Raw genomic sequence first — 15,744 nt, 5'->3', positions numbered from 1 at the left:
GGTGGATCGGACGATCTCGCTCTTCTCCGCCGAGGCCAGCGGGCCGGGTCTGGGCGACCTGGCCGGCCTGTTGTGCTGCCACGGCCAGATCACCGGCTTCGGGCGCACGGCCGCCCGGCTGTCGGTCGTCGTCGAGGAGCCGTGGCGGGCGCACGTCCTGGCGCGCGAGTTCCGCTGCCGCGGTGCCGACGCCCAGGTCTCGAAGGCCGATTGCGGCAATCCGCAGGTGCGCACGTCCTTCCGCGTCGACCTGCTCCCGCTGGCGCTCAGATGGCTGCGTGAGGGCTGCGCGGGCCCGGTGGAGGACGACTCGGGCAAAGCCGTCCCGGACGGCTTCCGGCTGAGCGGGGCGATGCTGCGGATGTGGGTGCTCGCCGGCGGCCGCCCCGGCACGCAGGGCTACCTGCTGGGCGTCGACCCGCTGGCGCCGGGCATGCACGAGCGGCTGGTCGAGGCGTTGACGCCGCTGGGCGTCGCGGCGAAGCTGACCGGCCCGAAGGCCGAGGTCCCGGCCGTCAAGGTCACCGGGAAACGCCGGTTGGAGGCGCTGCTGGAACTGATCGGGCAACCGCCACCGGGCGCCGAAGCGGCGTGGCCCGGCGCGGCACCGCAGCCGGTCCCGCACCCGGAGGCCGTGACGAGCACGGCCTGACCGGGCGCGGGCGGCGCGTCACGGCCGGGGCAGGGTGCAGCCGGCCTGCGTGAGGGCGATTTCGTTGGCCGAAGTGAGGCACGCGGGAATGCCGTACGTCTCCTGGCCGTAGTTAGTCTTGTAGTGCACGGTGACGTTCCCGGCCTGGTCGACCTCGCACGGGTTGTTCTCGGTGCAGCGAGCGCCGTCCTCGTTGCCGGTGTTGTTCACGCCGACGACCTTGCCGCCGGAGACGATCGGCGAGCCCGACGTGCCGCCGATGGTCTGGCAGGCGGACGTGTAGCGGATCGAGTCCTTCCAGGTCCAGCTGCCCTCCTTCAACCGGAAGACGAAACCGTCGATGGTGCAGGAGTAGATCCGCTTCCAGTAGCCGGAGACGACGTCGATCGCGGCGCCGGCGGTCGGGTGCGCGTTGGACAGCTCCAGCGGCGAAATCCCGTAACTCGACTTGATCTGCGCGTAGGTGGTGGTGAGCTGGTAGAGCGACACGTCCGTGTCGGTCATCGTCCCGTAGACGATCTTCTTCGCGCGCAGGGTGCCCGCGTTGCCGCCGCTGGCGTTGAGCAGCGTGAACGTGCGGCTCGACGACCGGTTGGTGATGACCTGCCCGGGCGCCGGGAAGCCGGTCTCGAGGCAGTGCCCGTTGGACATGACGAGCGCGGGGGCGGTGTCGGGCGTCGCGGCCGGCTTCACCACCGAGCCCGAGCAGTTGGACAGCGCTACCGTGCCGGCGAAGTTCGCCGCGGCCGCACTCGCCGGGGTCGTCCCCAGTAATACTGTGGCGGTCGCGGCGGTGAGCAGGGCGCCGAGGAGGCGTCGGGTCATGGCGGATCCTTTCGGCTGAGCGGGGAAACCAGTGAAGCGGTCACGTCCCCGCGCCCACCACCGTCGAACGGAGGGTATCCGGACGGTCACGCGCTAGGCTGCGCGGGACGTGGCCGAAATCACGTGGCAGGTACGTTGGGGAAACATCGTCGAGGTCAGCGGCGATGCGCTGGGCACAGGACCGGCGGCGTGTTGGGCCACCTCCGCGCCGTCCGGGCCGGAACAGCGTGCACACTGGCAGGTCGAGACGCGGGCCCTGGGCAGGGACGTGGTGCAGTTCCGCCTGGCGGGACGAGATGAGCGGAGAGCAGGACAGCGTGGCAGGAGCACGGACCAAGAAGAACGGAGCCTCGGCGGACAACGGCGCCGGGCACCGGCGGCTGGTGATCGTCGAGTCCCCGACGAAGGCCCGCAAGATCGCCCCCTACCTGGGCGGCGGGTACGTCGTCGAGTCCTCCGTCGGGCACATCCGCGACCTGCCGCGTGGTGCCGCCGACGTGCCCGCCCAGTACAAGGGCGAGTCCTGGGCGCGCCTCGGCGTCGACGTCGACAACGGCTTCAAGGCCCTCTACGTGGTCACCCCGGACAAGAAGTCCAAGGTCACCGAGCTCAAGGGCCTCCTGAAGGACGTCGACGAGCTCTACCTCGCCACGGACCCCGACCGCGAGGGCGAAGCCATCGCGTGGCACCTGCTCGAGACGCTGAAGCCGAAGGTCCCGGTCCGCCGGATGGTCTTCCACGAGGTCACCGAGCAGGCCATCCGCGCGGCCGCCGACTCGACCCGCGAGCTGGACGCCGACCTCGTCGACGCCCAGGAGACCCGCCGCATCCTCGACCGCCTCTACGGCTACGAGGTCTCGCCGGTTCTGTGGAAGAAGGTCATGCCGAAGCTCTCGGCGGGCCGCGTGCAGTCGGTGGCGACCCGGATCGTGGTCGAGCGCGAACGCGAGCGCATGCGCTTCACCTCGGCGTCCTACTGGGACATCTCGGCGACGATGGACGCGGGCGAGGAAGCTTCGCCGCGGAACTTCCCGGCGCGCCTGGTCGCCGTCGACGGCGCGCGCCTGGCCACGGGTCGCGACTTCGGTTCGGACGGGCAGCTCAAGGCGTCGAACAACGAAGTCCGCGTGCTCGCGGAGGCCGACGCTCGGCGCTTGGCCGACGCGCTGAAGCAGCGTGACTTCAAGGTCTCGAGCGTCGAAGAGAAGCCGTACACGCGGAAGCCGTACGCGCCTTTCATGACGTCGACGCTGCAGCAGGAGGCCGGCCGCAAGATGCGGTTCACCTCCGAGCGCACGATGCGGATCGCGCAGAAGCTGTACGAGAACGGCTACATCACCTATATGCGTACCGACTCCACGACGCTGTCGGAGTCGGCGATCTCGGCCGCGCGCAGCCAGGCCACGCAGCTGTACGGCAAGGAGTACGTCTCGCCGTCGCCGCGCCAGTACACGCGCAAGGTCAAGAACGCGCAGGAGGCCCACGAGGCGATCCGGCCGTCGGGCGAGGTCTTCCGCACGCCGGGCCAGGTCGCGGGCGAGCTGGACACCGACGAGTTCCGGCTCTACGAGATGATCTGGCAGCGCACGATCGCGTCGCAGATGGCGGACGCCAAGGGCACCACGATGTCCGTGCGCATCGTCGGCAACGCGACTTCGGGCGAGGAGTGCACCTTCGCCGCTTCGGGCCGCACGATCACCTTCGCGGGCTTCCTCAAGGCGTACGTCGAGGCGGTCGACACCGAGACCGGTGGCGAAGCGGACGACAAGCAGAGCCGCCTGCCGGTGCTGGAGAAGGACCAGGCGCTCACCGCGTCGGACCTGAACCCGGACGGCCACACCACCTCGCCGCCGGCGCGGTACTCGGAGCCGAGCCTGGTCAGCAAGCTGGAAGAGCTGGGCATCGGCCGCCCGTCGACGTACGCGTCGATCATCAAGACCATCCAGGACCGCGGCTACGTCTGGAAGAAGGGCTCCGCGCTCGTCCCGTCGTGGGTCGCGTTCGCCGTGATCGGCCTGATGGAACGGCACTTCGAGCGGCTCGTCGACTACGACTTCACCGCCGGCATGGAGGACGAGCTCGACCGCATCGCGGCCGGCAACGAGCAGCGCGCGCAGTGGCTGTCGAAGTTCTACTTCGGCGGTGACATGGGCGTCGACGGCTCGATCGGCCGCCTGGGCGGGCTGAAGAAGCTGGTCGAGGGCAGCGTCGAGGACATCGACGCGCGCGAGATCAACTCGATCCCGCTGTTCAGCGACGCCGACGGGCACACGGTCGTGGTCCGCGTCGGGCGCTACGGGCCGTACCTCGAGCGCGAGGTCAACGGCGAGTCGCAGCGCGCGAACCTGCCCGAGGACCTGCCGCCGGACGAGCTGTCGCAGGAGATCGCGGAGAAGCTGTTCGCGACCCCGCAGGAGGGCCGCACGCTGGGCACCGACCCGGTGAGCGGGCACGACATCGTCGCGAAGGAAGGCCGCTTCGGGCCGTACGTCACCGAAGTGCTGCCGGAGATCGAGATCCCCGAAGACGCGACGGCCGCGCAGAAGAAGGCCGCCAAGGCGAAGGCGCCGAAGCCGCGTACGGGCTCGCTGTTCAAGTCGATGGACATCGAGACCATCACGCTGGACGACGCGCTGAAGCTGCTCTCGCTGCCGCGCGTGGTCGGCAAGGACCCGGAGTCCGGGGACGAGATCACCGCGCAGAACGGGCGCTACGGGCCGTACCTGAAGAAGGGCACGGACTCGCGCTCGCTCTCGACCGAGGACCAGCTCTTCTCGATCACGCTCGAAGAGGCGCTGAAGATCTACTCGGAGCCGAAGCAGCGTGGGCGCTCCGCGACGGCGAAGCCGCCACTCAAAGAGCTCGGCGAGGACCCGGTTTCGAAGAAGCCGATGGTCGTCAAGGACGGCCGGTTCGGCCCGTACGTGACCGACGGCGAGTACAACGCCACGCTGCGGAAGGGCGACGAGATCGAGTCGCTGACCGCGGAACGGGCGTCCGAGCTGCTGGCCGAGAAGCGGGCCAAGGGCCCGGCGCCGAAGCGGAAGGCGCCGGCGCGCAAGCCGGCTTCGACGACGGCGAAGACGGTCAAGGCGGGCACGAGCAAGACCGCCAAGGCCGCGGCCACCAAGTCCACCACGACGAAGCGCAGCTCGACCGCGACGAAGGCCAAGTAAGACCGCTCGTGAAGGCCCCTGGTGCGCCGGGGGCCTTCATGGCGTCCGGCCACACTTTCGGGTGGCACCTCGAACGGATGTTCGGGAAATTGTCGGTGGTCCCGGGTCCAATGGACGCGTGACCAAGACACCACGCACCGTGCACACGGTGACCACCAAGATCCTCAAGCCGGTCCGGGCGGCGGCCGCCGGCAGTGCCACCGCCATGGACATGATGGAGTCGCTGACCGGCTTCATCGGCACCGGCGGCGTGTGCGGCATCGCCGTCGCGATGTCCGGCGAGCCCTGGACTTCGGCGTTCTACGACGACCGGTCCGAGTTCGGGATCGCCGGGGACGGCCTCAGCCTGTCCGGGCGCTCGCCGGGTGGAGTCGCGGAGCTGCTTCGCCTGGCGTTGACGCGCCTGTCGCCGCTGCCGCCCGCGCCGGGTGAGGGGCTGTACCTCGACGCCGACGAGCGGGGCGTGCTCGAGCCCGAGCAGGAGTGCCTCGTCCTCGATCTGATGGACGACCTGCGGCGCCCCCGGCGCGGCACCGTCCAGTTCGACATCGCCCGCGATGGCTCGCCTTCGCGGTGGGAGGTGCTCGCGTTCGTCGACGACGACCGCGGACGGCACCTGGCGGCCCTGAGCAGACCGCGGGGTGGCCACCGTCGGCTCTGGTGGCTGCCCGGGAGTGTCGACCGGCTGGCGGAGTTCGTCGAAGGTCGGGTGCCGGAGCATGCGTGAGCCGCTCGCCGACCGTTCACCGACCCGCGTCACCCTCTCGAACATATGTGCGAGAAATTGTCGGTGCCAGGGTGTTCAATCTAGGGGTGAACACTTCAGTCGCCGTCTTCGACGTCATCGACGAGGTCATCGCCCCGCTGTCGGCCGAGGTGCCGGAGCGGCCCTCGGTGATGGAGTTCTACGACCCCGAGTTCGAGATCCCGCCGGTGCTGGCGGACACCGAACCGCTGCCGGGGCGTCGCTCCTCGCCCGCGTCGAGCCTCGCCGACGAGGTGGAGCAGTACACCCGGTTCGTCGCCGGGATGTCCGCGATCGGCCTCGCCCCGGGCGGCGAGGTCACGGCGGAAGCTGTCGGGCTGTACCGGGCGCTGCGCGGCGGGTTCATCCGCGGTGTGGTCACCGGTGTGTTCCCGGCCCGGCGGGAGCCGTGGGAGGTGCGGTTCTTCGGCGACGAGGACTACACCACGGTGCTGCACAAGCTGGGCAACCGCGCGCGGCTGCGGTCCGGCTTCCTGAGCGAGCTGCCGGGCTGGGTGTTCGACGGCCTGCCCGACCGGCCGCCGGGGCCCGGGGCGCACCTGCGCATCGAGACCGACGAGGGCGGCCTGATCCCGCGCCGGTGCGAGCGGGCGGTGGAGCAGATCCGGGAGTGCGCGGCCCGGCCGCGGCTGGGCACGGTGCTGGTCGACCTCGCGGTGCGCGACGCGATCTTGGCCGAGTACCCGCACGGCGCGTTCGGGCTGGTCGACAACGACCTGGGCCGGTACCAGTTCAGCGCGGCGGTCGGCCGGACCGGGCGCTGGACGGTGACGTGGGGTCCTGCTTCGCGGAGCACGGCCGAGCAGTGGATCGTCGAGGCGGTGCAGAGCCATGCCTGAGCGGGAGGCGGTGCGGACGACGTCCGGGGAGGGGGTGGACAGGGTGGTCGCGGCGGCTCCGCGGGACCTGACGGTGCGGGACGCGATCCTCGAGGCGGCCGAGCTGAACAGCGGTGTCCCGGAGCCGCGCGCGGACGACGAGTCCGGTCCGAGCGAGAGGGGAAGGAATGGCTGAGCGCACGGCGGCCCGGGAGCTGCTCGAGCTGGCGGCCGGCCCGGTGCTGGTGGCGATGCCGGACCGGGACCCGGTCGACCGGCTCTACAACCCGGAGGTCAGCGACCACGACATCCTGGTCCACGGCCCGGTCTCGGACGACCCGGCGGACCTGGTGGCCGAGGTCGAGCGGCACACGGCGTGGGCGGCCTGGATCGACGGCACGCCGTTCGGCGAGGACGGCGAGCTCAACGAGGTCGGCTTCGAGGTGGTGTCGCTGATGCTGCGCGGTTCGGTGCGGGCGGCGCTGTGCGGCGTGTTCGACGGCGAGCCGGAGACGGCGGACATCCGCTGCTACGCGGACGGCGAGCGGGCGTTCATGATGGGCGCGCTGCCGGGCCGCACGGCGATCCACCTGGCCGACTTCGAGGAGCTGCCGGAGATGCTGGTGGCGGAGCTGCCGGAGGCGCCGTTCGGGGCATCACCCCGGGCGATCTGGCTGTCGGTGGACGACGACGGCCTGGTCCACGACGGCCAGGACGACGACGTGTGGGCAATGCGCGAGCTCCTGGCCAGGCCCCGCTCGGGCACAGCGGTCCTGGACATGCTGGCGTTCGGAGGCTTGTGCGCGGAGTTCCCCGACCACGGGTTCGTCCTGGTGGACACGGACCTGGGGAGGTTCGCCCTAGCCGCCCTGGACCGCGGCGACGGCTTCCGTCAGCTGGTACTGAGCCCCTTCAGCCGCGGCATGCTGCGCGACTGGTGCCGGAAGATGATCGACCTGGGACAGGAGGAGATGCCCTGACCGGAAGGTAGCTTCGCCCGGGCCGGGCCGGGCCGGGCCGAGCCAGACCAGGCCAGGCCGAGCTGACCTGAGCCGAGTCGGGCTGGGCCGAGCCGGACCGAGGGGTCCGGATCGAGCCGAGCCGAGCCAAGCCGGGCCGAGGGGTCCGGATCGAGCCGAGCCCAGCCCTGCCGAGCCGGACCAAGCGGGGCCCGGCCGGGCCGAGCCGGGCCGGGCCGAGGGGTGCGGATCGAGCCCAGCCAGGTCGAGTCGAGCCATGCCGAGCCGAGCCATGCCGAGCCGGGCCGGGCCGGGCCGGACCGAGCCGAGCCGAGCCCGGCCGAGCCCGGCCGAGGGGGCCGGACCGAGTCGAGCCCAGCCCAGCCAGGCCGGGCCGATCCCGAGTCGAGCCGGCCCAGGCCAGTCCGGCCGAGCCGGCCCCGGGTCGAGCCGAGCCCGGCCCAGCCGAGTCGGGCAGTCGGGACCCGAGCCGAGGCCCTTCCGGCCCAGCCGGGCCGGCGGCAGCGCGCGAGCCGAAGCGCGGTCCTCCGCGGGCCGAGCGCGGCCGCAACCCCGTCCCCCGGCCGAACGCCCCTGCCACCCGCCGTTCGCTCCCAACCCGCCACTGCTCCAACCGGCCAACCCGCACCCCCAACCGGCCCACCCCCACTACCCCTGTCTCCAGGCAAACCCATGCCCAACCCGACCAGAACCCCGCAAACTGGTCGCCAATGGCCACCCGCCGGCCACCTGCCCGCCGGAAGCCGCTGTGATCGGACTCACTACAATCCGTCACCATTGGCGGTCGACCGGACCACCGGCGGACTGGACACTGCAGGGGGTTCGGGCGCGGGCTTGCGCTGCGTGACCGACCCTCCAATGGAGACAGAGCCATTGGGCGGATGCGTTATCCGCCAGCGTCGCTACCCTGGAAAGGCGAGGACATTCAGTAGTGAGGTGGTCACCATGAGCGCGAACGGTGAGGCTCCCTTCTTCAATGCCCCCGAGCTCACTCAGCGCGACGGCACTCTGTCCGCAGCACCCGGCGAGATGTTCGCCGACCCCGTCTCGGGGCTGGTCACGGCCGACCCCGAGCCACGTACCGCGGTCGCGAATGGCCACGAGCCCGTCGCCGTCCCGGTGGCGGGGCCGGTGCCGCACGACGATGAGGCCGTGCGCCGGATGGTCGAGGAAACCCTCCGGGAGGAGGACGCCAAGACCCCGGAGGCGATCCCGCCCGCGGGCACCACGAGCAGCGTCGGCGAGGAAGTTGCCCCGCCGATGGGGCTGCTCCCGCGGCAGCGGAACCGGCGGCGCACCTGGCCGAACCGGCCGCCGCTGCAGCGGCCCCTGAAGCGGAAGCCGCCCGTGGACACCGGCGACGACTTCGACGAAGACCTCGAGGTGGTGCCCGTCAAGCGGCGGCGGCTGCCGGCGATGTCGATGCCGGCGTTCAACCGGCCGTCGTCGAGTGCGGCCGGGGTCATGCTCGCCGTGGTGTTGCTGATCGTGTTCGGATTCGTCGCCATCGAGATGGTCTCCAGCCTGGTCAGCAGCGTGACCGGGCTGTTCGACTAGCGTCCGCTCGCTGGTCCCTGCCCCGGCGGGACCTCGGGGCCGTCCGCGCGGCAAGGGCCGATCGGGCTACCCTGACTTCACGGTCGGGCGACCTCACGAGGGCGTCCGGCACCGCCGTGACTAGTGGGGTGGGCGTATCAGCGAGGGCGTGCGATCGGTACCCGGGGCCGGCCCGGGTGGGTCGTCGGGCGCCGAGGCGTCCACGATCAACCGGGTCCGGCGGGTACTGGCGATCAAACCGTTCCGGCGCCTGTGGGGCGTCACGTACCTGTGCAGCGTGGCCGACTGGCTGAACATCCTCGCCCTCACCGGCCTGGCCACGAAGCTGACGGACAACTACTTCGCCCAGAACTTCGCGTTCGTCGGCGTGGTGCTCACCGGCCTGGCGCCGGGGCTGCTGTTCGCGCCCGTCGGCGGGCTGCTCGCGGACCGGTTCGACCGCCGCAAGGTGATGGTCGTCGCCGACCTGCTGCGGTGCGGGTTCCTGCTGTCGATCGCCTTCGTCAGCGCGCCGTGGTGGCTGCTCGTCGGCAACTTCCTCGTCGGCAGCGCGGCGAGCATGTGGATCCCCTCGAAAGAGGCCGCGGTCCCGAACCTGCTCCGCCGGCCCGACCAGGTCGAGACGGCCAACCAGCTCGGCATGGTGATGACCTACGGCCTCGCCGTCATCACCGCGGCCGGCGCCAACGCGATCATCACCGGCGTCAACACGACCTTCCACCTGTTCCCCGGGGACAGCGCGAGCCTGAGCATCGCGAAGCTGGTCGTCATCATCACCGGCCTGCTCTACCTGGCCAGCGCGATCATCATCGCCACCCGCATTCCCGAGCTGTCGCTGCGCAACGTCCACGCGCTGCCGGAGCAGAAGGTCAAGGCCGCGGACGAGGAGAAGCTCGGCGTCGGCGCGATGATCGCCGACGGCTTCCGCTTCATCCGCAGCACGCCGCTCGTGCGCGGCCTGCTGGTGGGCGCCTTCGGGGCGTTCGCCGCCGGCGGTGCCGTGATCGGCTCGGCCAAGCCCTACTCTTCGAGCCTGCTGGCCGGTGACTCGGCGTTCAGCCTGCTAGTCCTCGCGGTCTTCCTCGGCCTCGCCACCGGCATGGTTTTCGCGCCGAAGCTCGCCCACCGGCTCCCGCACGACCGGCTCTTCGGCCTCTCGATCATCGCGGCCGCGGTCTCGCTCCTGCTGGTGGCGTTGTCACCACACTTGACGATCTCGCTGATCGCCGTCGTGCTGGTCGGCGTCTGCGCCGGCACCGCGTTCCTCACCGGCGTGACGATCATCGGCTCCCGCGTCGAAGACGCGATCCGCGGCCGGATCAACGCGATCTACCAGCTGATGATGAAGCTGGTGCTGTTCGGCACCACGGTCACCGTGCCGCTGCTCGTCGGCGCGGTGCAGCGGCACACGATCACCGTCTGGGGCAGCCCGCTCACGATCGACGGCACCCGCCCGGTGATGATCGGCGGCGCCGCGATCGCGCTGGTCGCGGGCCTCTTCGCCTACCGGCAGATGGACGACAAGCGCACCGAGCCGATCCTGTCGGACCTGCGCAACGCGCTGCGCCGCACGCCGCGGCGCGTCAACGGCTTCCTCATCGCCGTCGAGGGCACCACCGCGATCAACACGGCGATCCAGGCCGTCAACCTCGCCGACTGGATGCGCGGCGGCACCCGGCCCGTCGTCGTCGCGGCCGACCCGGCCCTCGACGACAAGCGGCTCACCGCCCTCGTCTCCGGCGCTTCGCTGACCGGCGCGCGGGCCCAGGCGCTGGCCGCCGCGGCAGTGCGGGCCGACATCGTCGAGCGGCACGTCCAGCCGGCGCTCGACGCCGGTTCGGTCGTGGTGATGGAGCGGTTCGTCGACTCGCCGCTGGCGCACCTCTCGGCCGTCGCCGGCCTGGACAGCGACGAGCTCGAAGGCCTCGCCGACTGGGCGACCGGGCGGCTGCGCCCGGACCTGACCGTCCTGCTGGACTCCGCGCCCCACGGCGCGCCGCGCGACCGGTCGACCGCGATGAACGACCAGTGGCGCGTCCAGCACCTGCTCACCGAGATGGCCGCCGCCGACCCGGACCGGTACGTCGTGATCGACGCCGACGGCACCGACGCCGAGGTCGCCGAGCGCATCCGCACCGCGCTGCGCGCCGTGTTCATCGGCCGCCTGTCCGCGCTTGCGCCGACGACGGAGAAGCCGGTGACGCTGCCGCTGGACGTCGACGTCGACGTCACCCTGCCCGTCGAAACCCCGGAAGAGCCTCGCGTGGAGGCGAAGTGACGACGACCGAGCGCATCGGCGTCTGGAACCAGGTGGTCGGCCAGGAGGCCGCGGTCGAAACGCTGACCGCGGCCGCGTCCGCCGCCGCGAAGATCGTCGCCGGCGAGCCCGCCCCGCCCGGCGCGATGACGCACGCGTGGCTGCTCACCGGCCCGCCCGGGTCCGGCCGCTCGGTGGCCGCGCGGACGTTCGCCGCGGCCCTGCAGTGCAGCACCGGGACCGGCTGCGACGCCTGCCCCGGCTGCCACACGGTGATGGCGGGCACCCACGCCGACGTCCGGCTCGTGGTGCCGGAAGGCCTGTCCATCTCGGTTGCCGAGATGCGCGCCCTGGTGCAGGCGGCCGCGCGCCGCCCGACCACCGGCCACTGGCAGGTCGTGATCATCGAAGACGCCGACCGGCTCACCGAAGGCGCGTCGAACGCGCTGCTGAAGGCCGTCGAAGAACCGCCGGACCGCACGGTCTTCCTGCTCTGCGCGCCGTCGGACCACCCTGAGGACGTCTCGGTGACGATCCGCTCGCGCTGCCGCCTGGTGGCGCTGCGGACCCCGCCGCCGGAGGCGATCGCGGACGTCTTGGTGCGCCGCGACCACGTCGACCCCGAGCGCGCGCAGTGGGCTGCTTCGGTGTGCGGCGGTCACGTCGGCCGCGCGCGCCGGCTCGCCACGGACGAGGCCGCGCGGCAGCGGCGGGCGACCGTGCTGCGGATCCCGCTGGGGCTCAGGCGCCCGAGTGACGTCTTCACGAGCGCCGACCAGCTGATCAGCGCGGCCGAGGCCGACGCGGGCGAGGCGAGCAAGACCCGTGACGAAGACGAGCGCAACGAGCTGCGGACGGCAATGGGCGGCGACGGCGTCGGCAAGGGCGTCGCCGGTGCGAAGCGGGCCGCCGAAGCGGCGGTCAAGCAGCTGGAGAAGAAGCAGAAGTCCCGCGCGACCCGCACCCAGCGCGACACGCTCGACCTCGCCCTGATCGACCTGGCCGCCTTCTACCGCGACGTCCTGGTGACGACGACGCGGTCCGGCGCGACGCTCAACCACCCCGACCACGCCGACCAGATCCGGGAAGCGGCGCAGGCGTGGACGCCGGAGTCGACGCTGCGCCGGCTCGAAGCGGTGCTGGAATGCCGTGAGGCGATCGACTTGAACGTGAAGCCGCGCATCGCCGTCGAGGCGATGGTCACGACTCTTCGCCAAGGCTGAGGTCCGCCCGAAAGGACATTGTTCCGGGCACGCATTGCGGTGACGCTTGTTCCGTTGCGGTTTCCGCGCGGAAGGACCGGAAAATGCCCCACCGAGATGGTGACATAGAGGTCAAAGTCAGTCAGCAAATCCTCTGGGTGGGCGGCGAGGCGTACCCGCTGCGCAACATCGCGCGGGCGCGGGTGGTGCGCCTGACGGTCCGCCGCGGCGCCGCGTTCGGCCGCTTCATCGGCTTCGCGCTGCTGTGGCTCGTCCTGGGCCTGGGCGCGACCGTCGCGTTGCGAGCCGCCCGGAGCCAGGGAGTCCGCCTCGACCGGGACCTCGACCAGGCCGTGGTCATCGTGACGGGCGTCCTGATCGCGCTGGCCGTGCTGCGGTTGCTCTACCTCCTGCTGCGCCCGGCTCTTTTCGCGCTCGTGATCGAAACGGCGGGAAATCCGCACACCGCGTTGATCACCACCGACGAAGCCATTGTCGCGCAAATCGTCCGGGAAATCATGGCGGCGATCAACAATCCCGCCGCGCGGTTCCGCTACACCGTCAACAACATCCACAACGGGAACAAATACGGCGGCGACCACGTCTCGGTCAGCGGTCCCGGTATCGGCAAGATCGTGCACTGAAAGAGAAGGGACCGATCGATGAGCGGTAACTACCAATACGGCGACACCTACGGTGGCGACCGCGTCGAGGTCAGCGGTCCGGGCATCGGCAAGATCGTGTACCAGGGGCCGGCGGACCAGAAGGTGGCGCTGCGGGAACTGCTCGAGGCCGTCCAGGCGTTGCGCCCCCAGGTGACCGGCACCGACCGCCAGGTCATCGACGAGTCGCTGGCCACCCTCCAGGCGCCGCGGCCGGAACCGGCCCGGCTGCGGCGGGCGCTCGGCGCCGTTTCCGGCGTCGCGATGATGGTCGGCCAGGTCGGCGCCCCGGTCGTGGAAGCCGTGCGCAAGGTCATGGCCGCCCTCGGCAGCTGAAGACGAAGGAGCCCGCCAGGCGCGCCTGGCGGGCTCCTTCACACCCCTCGGGTCACTCGCGCGGACGCGGTGACGGCTTGAACGGCTTCTCCTCGGCCGCAACCGCGACCGCGAGCGGACGCCGGCGCGTGCCCGGCATCGCGGCCACCATCACCACGCCGAGCAGCAGCATCGCCGTGCCCGTCCAGAACAGCGGCACGGTGTCGTACGCGCCGCCGGTGTAGGCGAGGTTCTTCACCGGCCCCTTCGGTGCCTGACCGCCCGCGGGCGGCGTCGACGTCGACCCGCAGACGACGCCGCCGGTCGGCGCGTAGGCCCGCGCGACCTGCTCGCCCAGCGACAGCTGGGCCAGCGACGACGGCAGGTTCTTCGCCTGGTCGTCCGGCAGCAGGCTCTTGAGCTTCGTCGTCGGCAGCAGCTGCAGGTCGAACAACCGCGCCGACGCGCCCAGCTGGAAGCCCTTGAACGGCGTGGTCATCTGCGCCGACTTCTGGTCCAGCCCGGCGATGCTCAGCCGCAGGACGCCCAGGTCCAGCACCGTGCCGGCGGTGTTGCCGACCTGCTGGATGCCCTTGGTCAGCGTCGAGACCAGCCCGCCGACCACCGGAATGTCGTTCAGCTGCCCGAACTGGTCGCTCAGGCCCTTCAGCGGCAGCCCGATCGGGATGTCCTTGGTCGGGTGCGCCGCGTCCAGCGTGTACAGCGTCTTGCCGCCCGCGGCGATGGTCAGCACCGGCGCGGTGTACTCCACTTTGGACGTCTTCGCGTCACCGGTGGACGTCACCTTCAGCGTCGGCTGGCTGGCCACCTTGATGCTCAGCGCCAGCGGCGTGCCCTTGAGGATCTCGATGTCCGCGGCCTGCAGCGTCGACGTCGACTGCACGGCCTTGTTCTTCGAGCCGGGCACGTCGACCAGCTTGACCTGCGACCGCGACGACAGCGTGTTCGGCAGGCTCAGCAGCGAGCCGGTGCCGTCCTTCGCCGTCTGCCCGCCGCCCTGCAGCAGGCCACCCAGGCTCTGCAGGCCCTTCGTCAGGTCGAACCCGCTGGCCAGCGAGCCCGGGTCGAGCTTCGGCTTCAGCGCGTCCAGCCCCAGGTTCGGCATCGACGGGATGACGTTCAGCAGCGACAGGCTCGCCACCGACGTGCTGGCGTCCGCGATGGTGTCGACGCACGGCCCGAGCGTCGGGCTCCACCGCGCGTGCGCGCTCCCGTTCAACAGACCGACGTTGAGCAGCGGGTTCGACGGCGCGTTGAGCCCACCGCTGATCGGCTGCGGGTTGTCGGGCAAGGCGGTCTGCACGACGCTGCCCGGCGTCTGCGGCGCGTTCCCGCCCACCGACAGCCCGAACGGCGACGCCTGCGCGATGGCCTTCTCGTAGCTCAGGTAGGCGTCCGAGTTCGCCGACGCGCTCGACAGGCCCATGCCCGCCTCGAGCGCCGACTGCTTCGGCAAGGTGTCCCCGAACCCGGGCAGGATGGTCTTCGTCGGCACGGCGTTGGGCAGCAACCGGATGATCCCGAGCGCGGTCCCGGCATCCCCGACGGCCTGCCCCAGCGGCTGCGGCCCGATCGGCGCCGAGATCGGCGCCTGCCCCGGGTTCGCCGGCTGCGGGATCGGCGTGGTCGGATAGGTCGGATCGGCATTCGCCGGCGCCGCGCTGAACAGGAGCAACGCAGCAGCCGCCGGCAGCGCCACCGAGCGGGGCAGTCTTCGCCGCATGTGCCAGAGCCTCCAGATAGGTCGACCGGGGAGTGAGACCGACGTCATAGGGCCCTAACGACAGTCCCCCCGGAAAGTGACGCGCACAGCCTCCGCTACACTTGCTATCGTCGCCAGCGCGAGCCGGAGACATGCCGCCTTAGCTCAGTCGGCCAGAGCGATTCACTCGTAATGAATAGGTCGGGGGTTCGATTCCCCCAGGCGGCTCCGCAGGTCAGGCCCCATCCGAGACATCTCGGATGGGGCCTGACTCGTACGGTGGGTGACTAAGTGGGTGACTACGGCACCTGGTCGGTGGGCGAAGAAAGTTCCGCAGGTTCACCCGTCGCGGGGAAGGTCAGATCTGCGCGATCGCGCCCAATTCAACCATCGGTAGACCAGCTTCGTCGCGGTCGTGCCGCTATGCTCAACCAACTGCGAGATCTCTTGCACGGAGTACCCCAGTCGACCCCGCCACGTCGACCTCCAAGCGCAGGCGCCCTGGAACTCGCATGTTCAGAGATTCCTTACTTGCCAACGCGGCCCCGCCAGGGGCTGAGTACTACGTTCATCTGTGGTTTGCCGCCGTCGTAGGACCACGCATGGCGCGCCACGGTACGAGTCGCTTACTCTTCAGCCAGAGATGCGACCAGTTCGGAAGCGCGTTCCGCTCGCAGCCCGAACCGGTTGGGATCGATGCGAGCCAGTTCCCGGTAGAACTCGACGGCTTCCTGAGCGGCGGCCAGCGCTTCGGGTCGTCGACCCGCGTCACTCAGCCGGTTCGCGAGGTTGTTGATCGACATGGCCAGGT

General features: G+C 71.0%; 14 protein-coding genes and 1 tRNA gene. 12 read left to right on the top strand and 3 right to left on the bottom strand.

Going from position 1 to position 15,744, the window contains the following annotated elements; all coding sequences use genetic code 11:
• The first annotated feature begins 1 nt into the window (after nucleotide 1).
• Nucleotides 2-652, top strand: a complete 651-nt coding sequence (locus tag ACERZO_RS41965; RefSeq protein ID WP_372671555.1) for a hypothetical protein — start codon at nucleotides 2-4, stop codon at nucleotides 650-652.
• A gap of 18 nt (nucleotides 653-670) precedes the next feature.
• On the opposite strand, the gene ACERZO_RS41960 is transcribed toward ACERZO_RS41965, so the two are convergent.
• Nucleotides 671-1,477: a S1 family peptidase gene (locus tag ACERZO_RS41960; protein WP_372671554.1), complete on the bottom strand. Its 807-nt coding sequence runs from the start codon at nucleotides 1,475-1,477 to the stop codon at nucleotides 671-673.
• Nucleotides 1,478-1,773: 296 nt separating this feature from the next.
• Between ACERZO_RS41960 and topA the strand changes: the two genes are divergently transcribed.
• The 10 genes from topA to ACERZO_RS41910 all read left to right on the top strand — a co-directional run bounded on the left by topA (nucleotide 1,774) and on the right by ACERZO_RS41910 (nucleotide 13,231).
• Entirely contained in the window at nucleotides 1,774-4,653 is a 2,880-nt protein-coding gene (topA, locus tag ACERZO_RS41955) for a type I DNA topoisomerase (RefSeq protein ID WP_372671553.1), read from the top strand.
• A 118-nt stretch (nucleotides 4,654-4,771) separates the two neighbouring features.
• Nucleotides 4,772-5,380 (top strand): hypothetical protein, encoded by a 609-nt coding sequence (locus ACERZO_RS41950; RefSeq protein ID WP_372671552.1) that lies wholly within the window; start codon nucleotides 4,772-4,774, stop codon nucleotides 5,378-5,380.
• Between the two features lie 86 nt (nucleotides 5,381-5,466).
• Complete coding sequence (locus ACERZO_RS41945; protein ID WP_372671551.1) at nucleotides 5,467-6,258, top strand: ESX secretion-associated protein EspG; 792 nt, start codon at nucleotides 5,467-5,469, stop codon at nucleotides 6,256-6,258.
• Nucleotides 6,251-6,433, top strand: coding sequence for a hypothetical protein (locus ACERZO_RS41940; protein ID WP_372671550.1), 183 nt, complete (start codon nucleotides 6,251-6,253; stop codon nucleotides 6,431-6,433). The genes ACERZO_RS41945 and ACERZO_RS41940 overlap by 8 nt, the downstream gene beginning before the upstream one ends.
• The gene (locus tag ACERZO_RS41935) at nucleotides 6,426-7,217 is read left to right on the top strand and encodes a hypothetical protein (protein WP_372671549.1); all 792 of its coding nucleotides are present in this window, start codon (nucleotides 6,426-6,428) and stop codon (nucleotides 7,215-7,217) included. The genes ACERZO_RS41940 and ACERZO_RS41935 overlap by 8 nt, the downstream gene beginning before the upstream one ends.
• A 945-nt stretch (nucleotides 7,218-8,162) precedes the next feature.
• Complete coding sequence (locus ACERZO_RS41930) at nucleotides 8,163-8,774, top strand: hypothetical protein (protein ID WP_372671548.1); 612 nt, start codon at nucleotides 8,163-8,165, stop codon at nucleotides 8,772-8,774.
• A 148-nt stretch (nucleotides 8,775-8,922) separates the two neighbouring features.
• Nucleotides 8,923-11,052 carry a bifunctional MFS transporter/dTMP kinase gene (locus ACERZO_RS41925; RefSeq protein ID WP_372671547.1) on the top strand — a complete coding sequence of 710 codons (2,130 nt, stop codon included), beginning with the start codon at nucleotides 8,923-8,925 and terminating at the stop codon, nucleotides 11,050-11,052.
• Nucleotides 11,049-12,254 carry a DNA polymerase III subunit delta' gene (locus ACERZO_RS41920; protein WP_372671546.1) on the top strand — a complete coding sequence of 402 codons (1,206 nt, stop codon included), beginning with the start codon at nucleotides 11,049-11,051 and terminating at the stop codon, nucleotides 12,252-12,254. Before ACERZO_RS41925 ends, ACERZO_RS41920 begins: the two co-directional genes overlap by 4 nt.
• Before the next feature lie 83 nt (nucleotides 12,255-12,337).
• Entirely contained in the window at nucleotides 12,338-12,877 is a 540-nt protein-coding gene (locus ACERZO_RS41915; RefSeq protein WP_372671545.1) for a DUF6232 family protein, read from the top strand.
• 18 nt (nucleotides 12,878-12,895) lie between these two features.
• Nucleotides 12,896-13,231 carry a hypothetical protein gene (locus tag ACERZO_RS41910; protein WP_372671544.1) on the top strand — a complete coding sequence of 112 codons (336 nt, stop codon included), beginning with the start codon at nucleotides 12,896-12,898 and terminating at the stop codon, nucleotides 13,229-13,231.
• Nucleotides 13,232-13,283: 52 nt separating this feature from the next.
• Here the strand turns inward: ACERZO_RS41910 and ACERZO_RS41905 are convergent, their stop codons facing one another.
• Nucleotides 13,284-14,954 (bottom strand): hypothetical protein, encoded by a 1,671-nt coding sequence (locus ACERZO_RS41905; RefSeq protein WP_372671543.1) that lies wholly within the window; start codon nucleotides 14,952-14,954, stop codon nucleotides 13,284-13,286.
• 133 nt (nucleotides 14,955-15,087) lie between these two features.
• Here ACERZO_RS41905 and ACERZO_RS41900 point away from each other — a divergent pair.
• Nucleotides 15,088-15,161, top strand: a tRNA-Thr gene (locus ACERZO_RS41900).
• A gap of 398 nt (nucleotides 15,162-15,559) precedes the next feature.
• On the opposite strand, the gene ACERZO_RS41895 is transcribed toward ACERZO_RS41900, so the two are convergent.
• Nucleotides 15,560-15,744, bottom strand: a 185-nt coding sequence (locus ACERZO_RS41895; RefSeq protein ID WP_372671542.1) for a tetratricopeptide repeat protein, incomplete at its 5' end; no start/stop codon positions are given.

The sequence above is a fragment of the Amycolatopsis kentuckyensis genome (assembly GCF_041679295.1).
Taxonomy (GTDB): Bacteria; Actinomycetota; Actinomycetes; order Mycobacteriales; family Pseudonocardiaceae; genus Amycolatopsis; species Amycolatopsis kentuckyensis_A.
The sequence above is the reverse complement of the archived record's forward strand: the minus strand, read 5'-3'. Positions and strand labels throughout refer to the sequence as shown.

Bases quoted from the DNA above. Each gene is read 5' to 3' on its own strand.
- ACERZO_RS41960 (WP_372671554.1), bottom strand. From the start codon at position 1,477: ATGACCCGACGCCTCCTCGGCGCCCTGCTCACCGCCGCGACCGCCACA.
- ACERZO_RS41935 (WP_372671549.1), top strand. From the start codon at position 6,426: ATGGCTGAGCGCACGGCGGCCCGGGAGCTGCTCGAGCTGGCGGCCGGC.
- ACERZO_RS41905 (WP_372671543.1), bottom strand. From the start codon at position 14,954: ATGCGGCGAAGACTGCCCCGCTCGGTGGCGCTGCCGGCGGCTGCTGCG.
- ACERZO_RS41915 (WP_372671545.1), top strand. From the start codon at position 12,338: ATGCCCCACCGAGATGGTGACATAGAGGTCAAAGTCAGTCAGCAAATC.
- topA (WP_372671553.1), top strand. From the start codon at position 1,774: ATGAGCGGAGAGCAGGACAGCGTGGCAGGAGCACGGACCAAGAAGAAC.
- ACERZO_RS41940 (WP_372671550.1), top strand. From the start codon at position 6,251: ATGCCTGAGCGGGAGGCGGTGCGGACGACGTCCGGGGAGGGGGTGGAC.
- ACERZO_RS41910 (WP_372671544.1), top strand. From the start codon at position 12,896: ATGAGCGGTAACTACCAATACGGCGACACCTACGGTGGCGACCGCGTC.
- ACERZO_RS41930 (WP_372671548.1), top strand. From the start codon at position 8,163: ATGAGCGCGAACGGTGAGGCTCCCTTCTTCAATGCCCCCGAGCTCACT.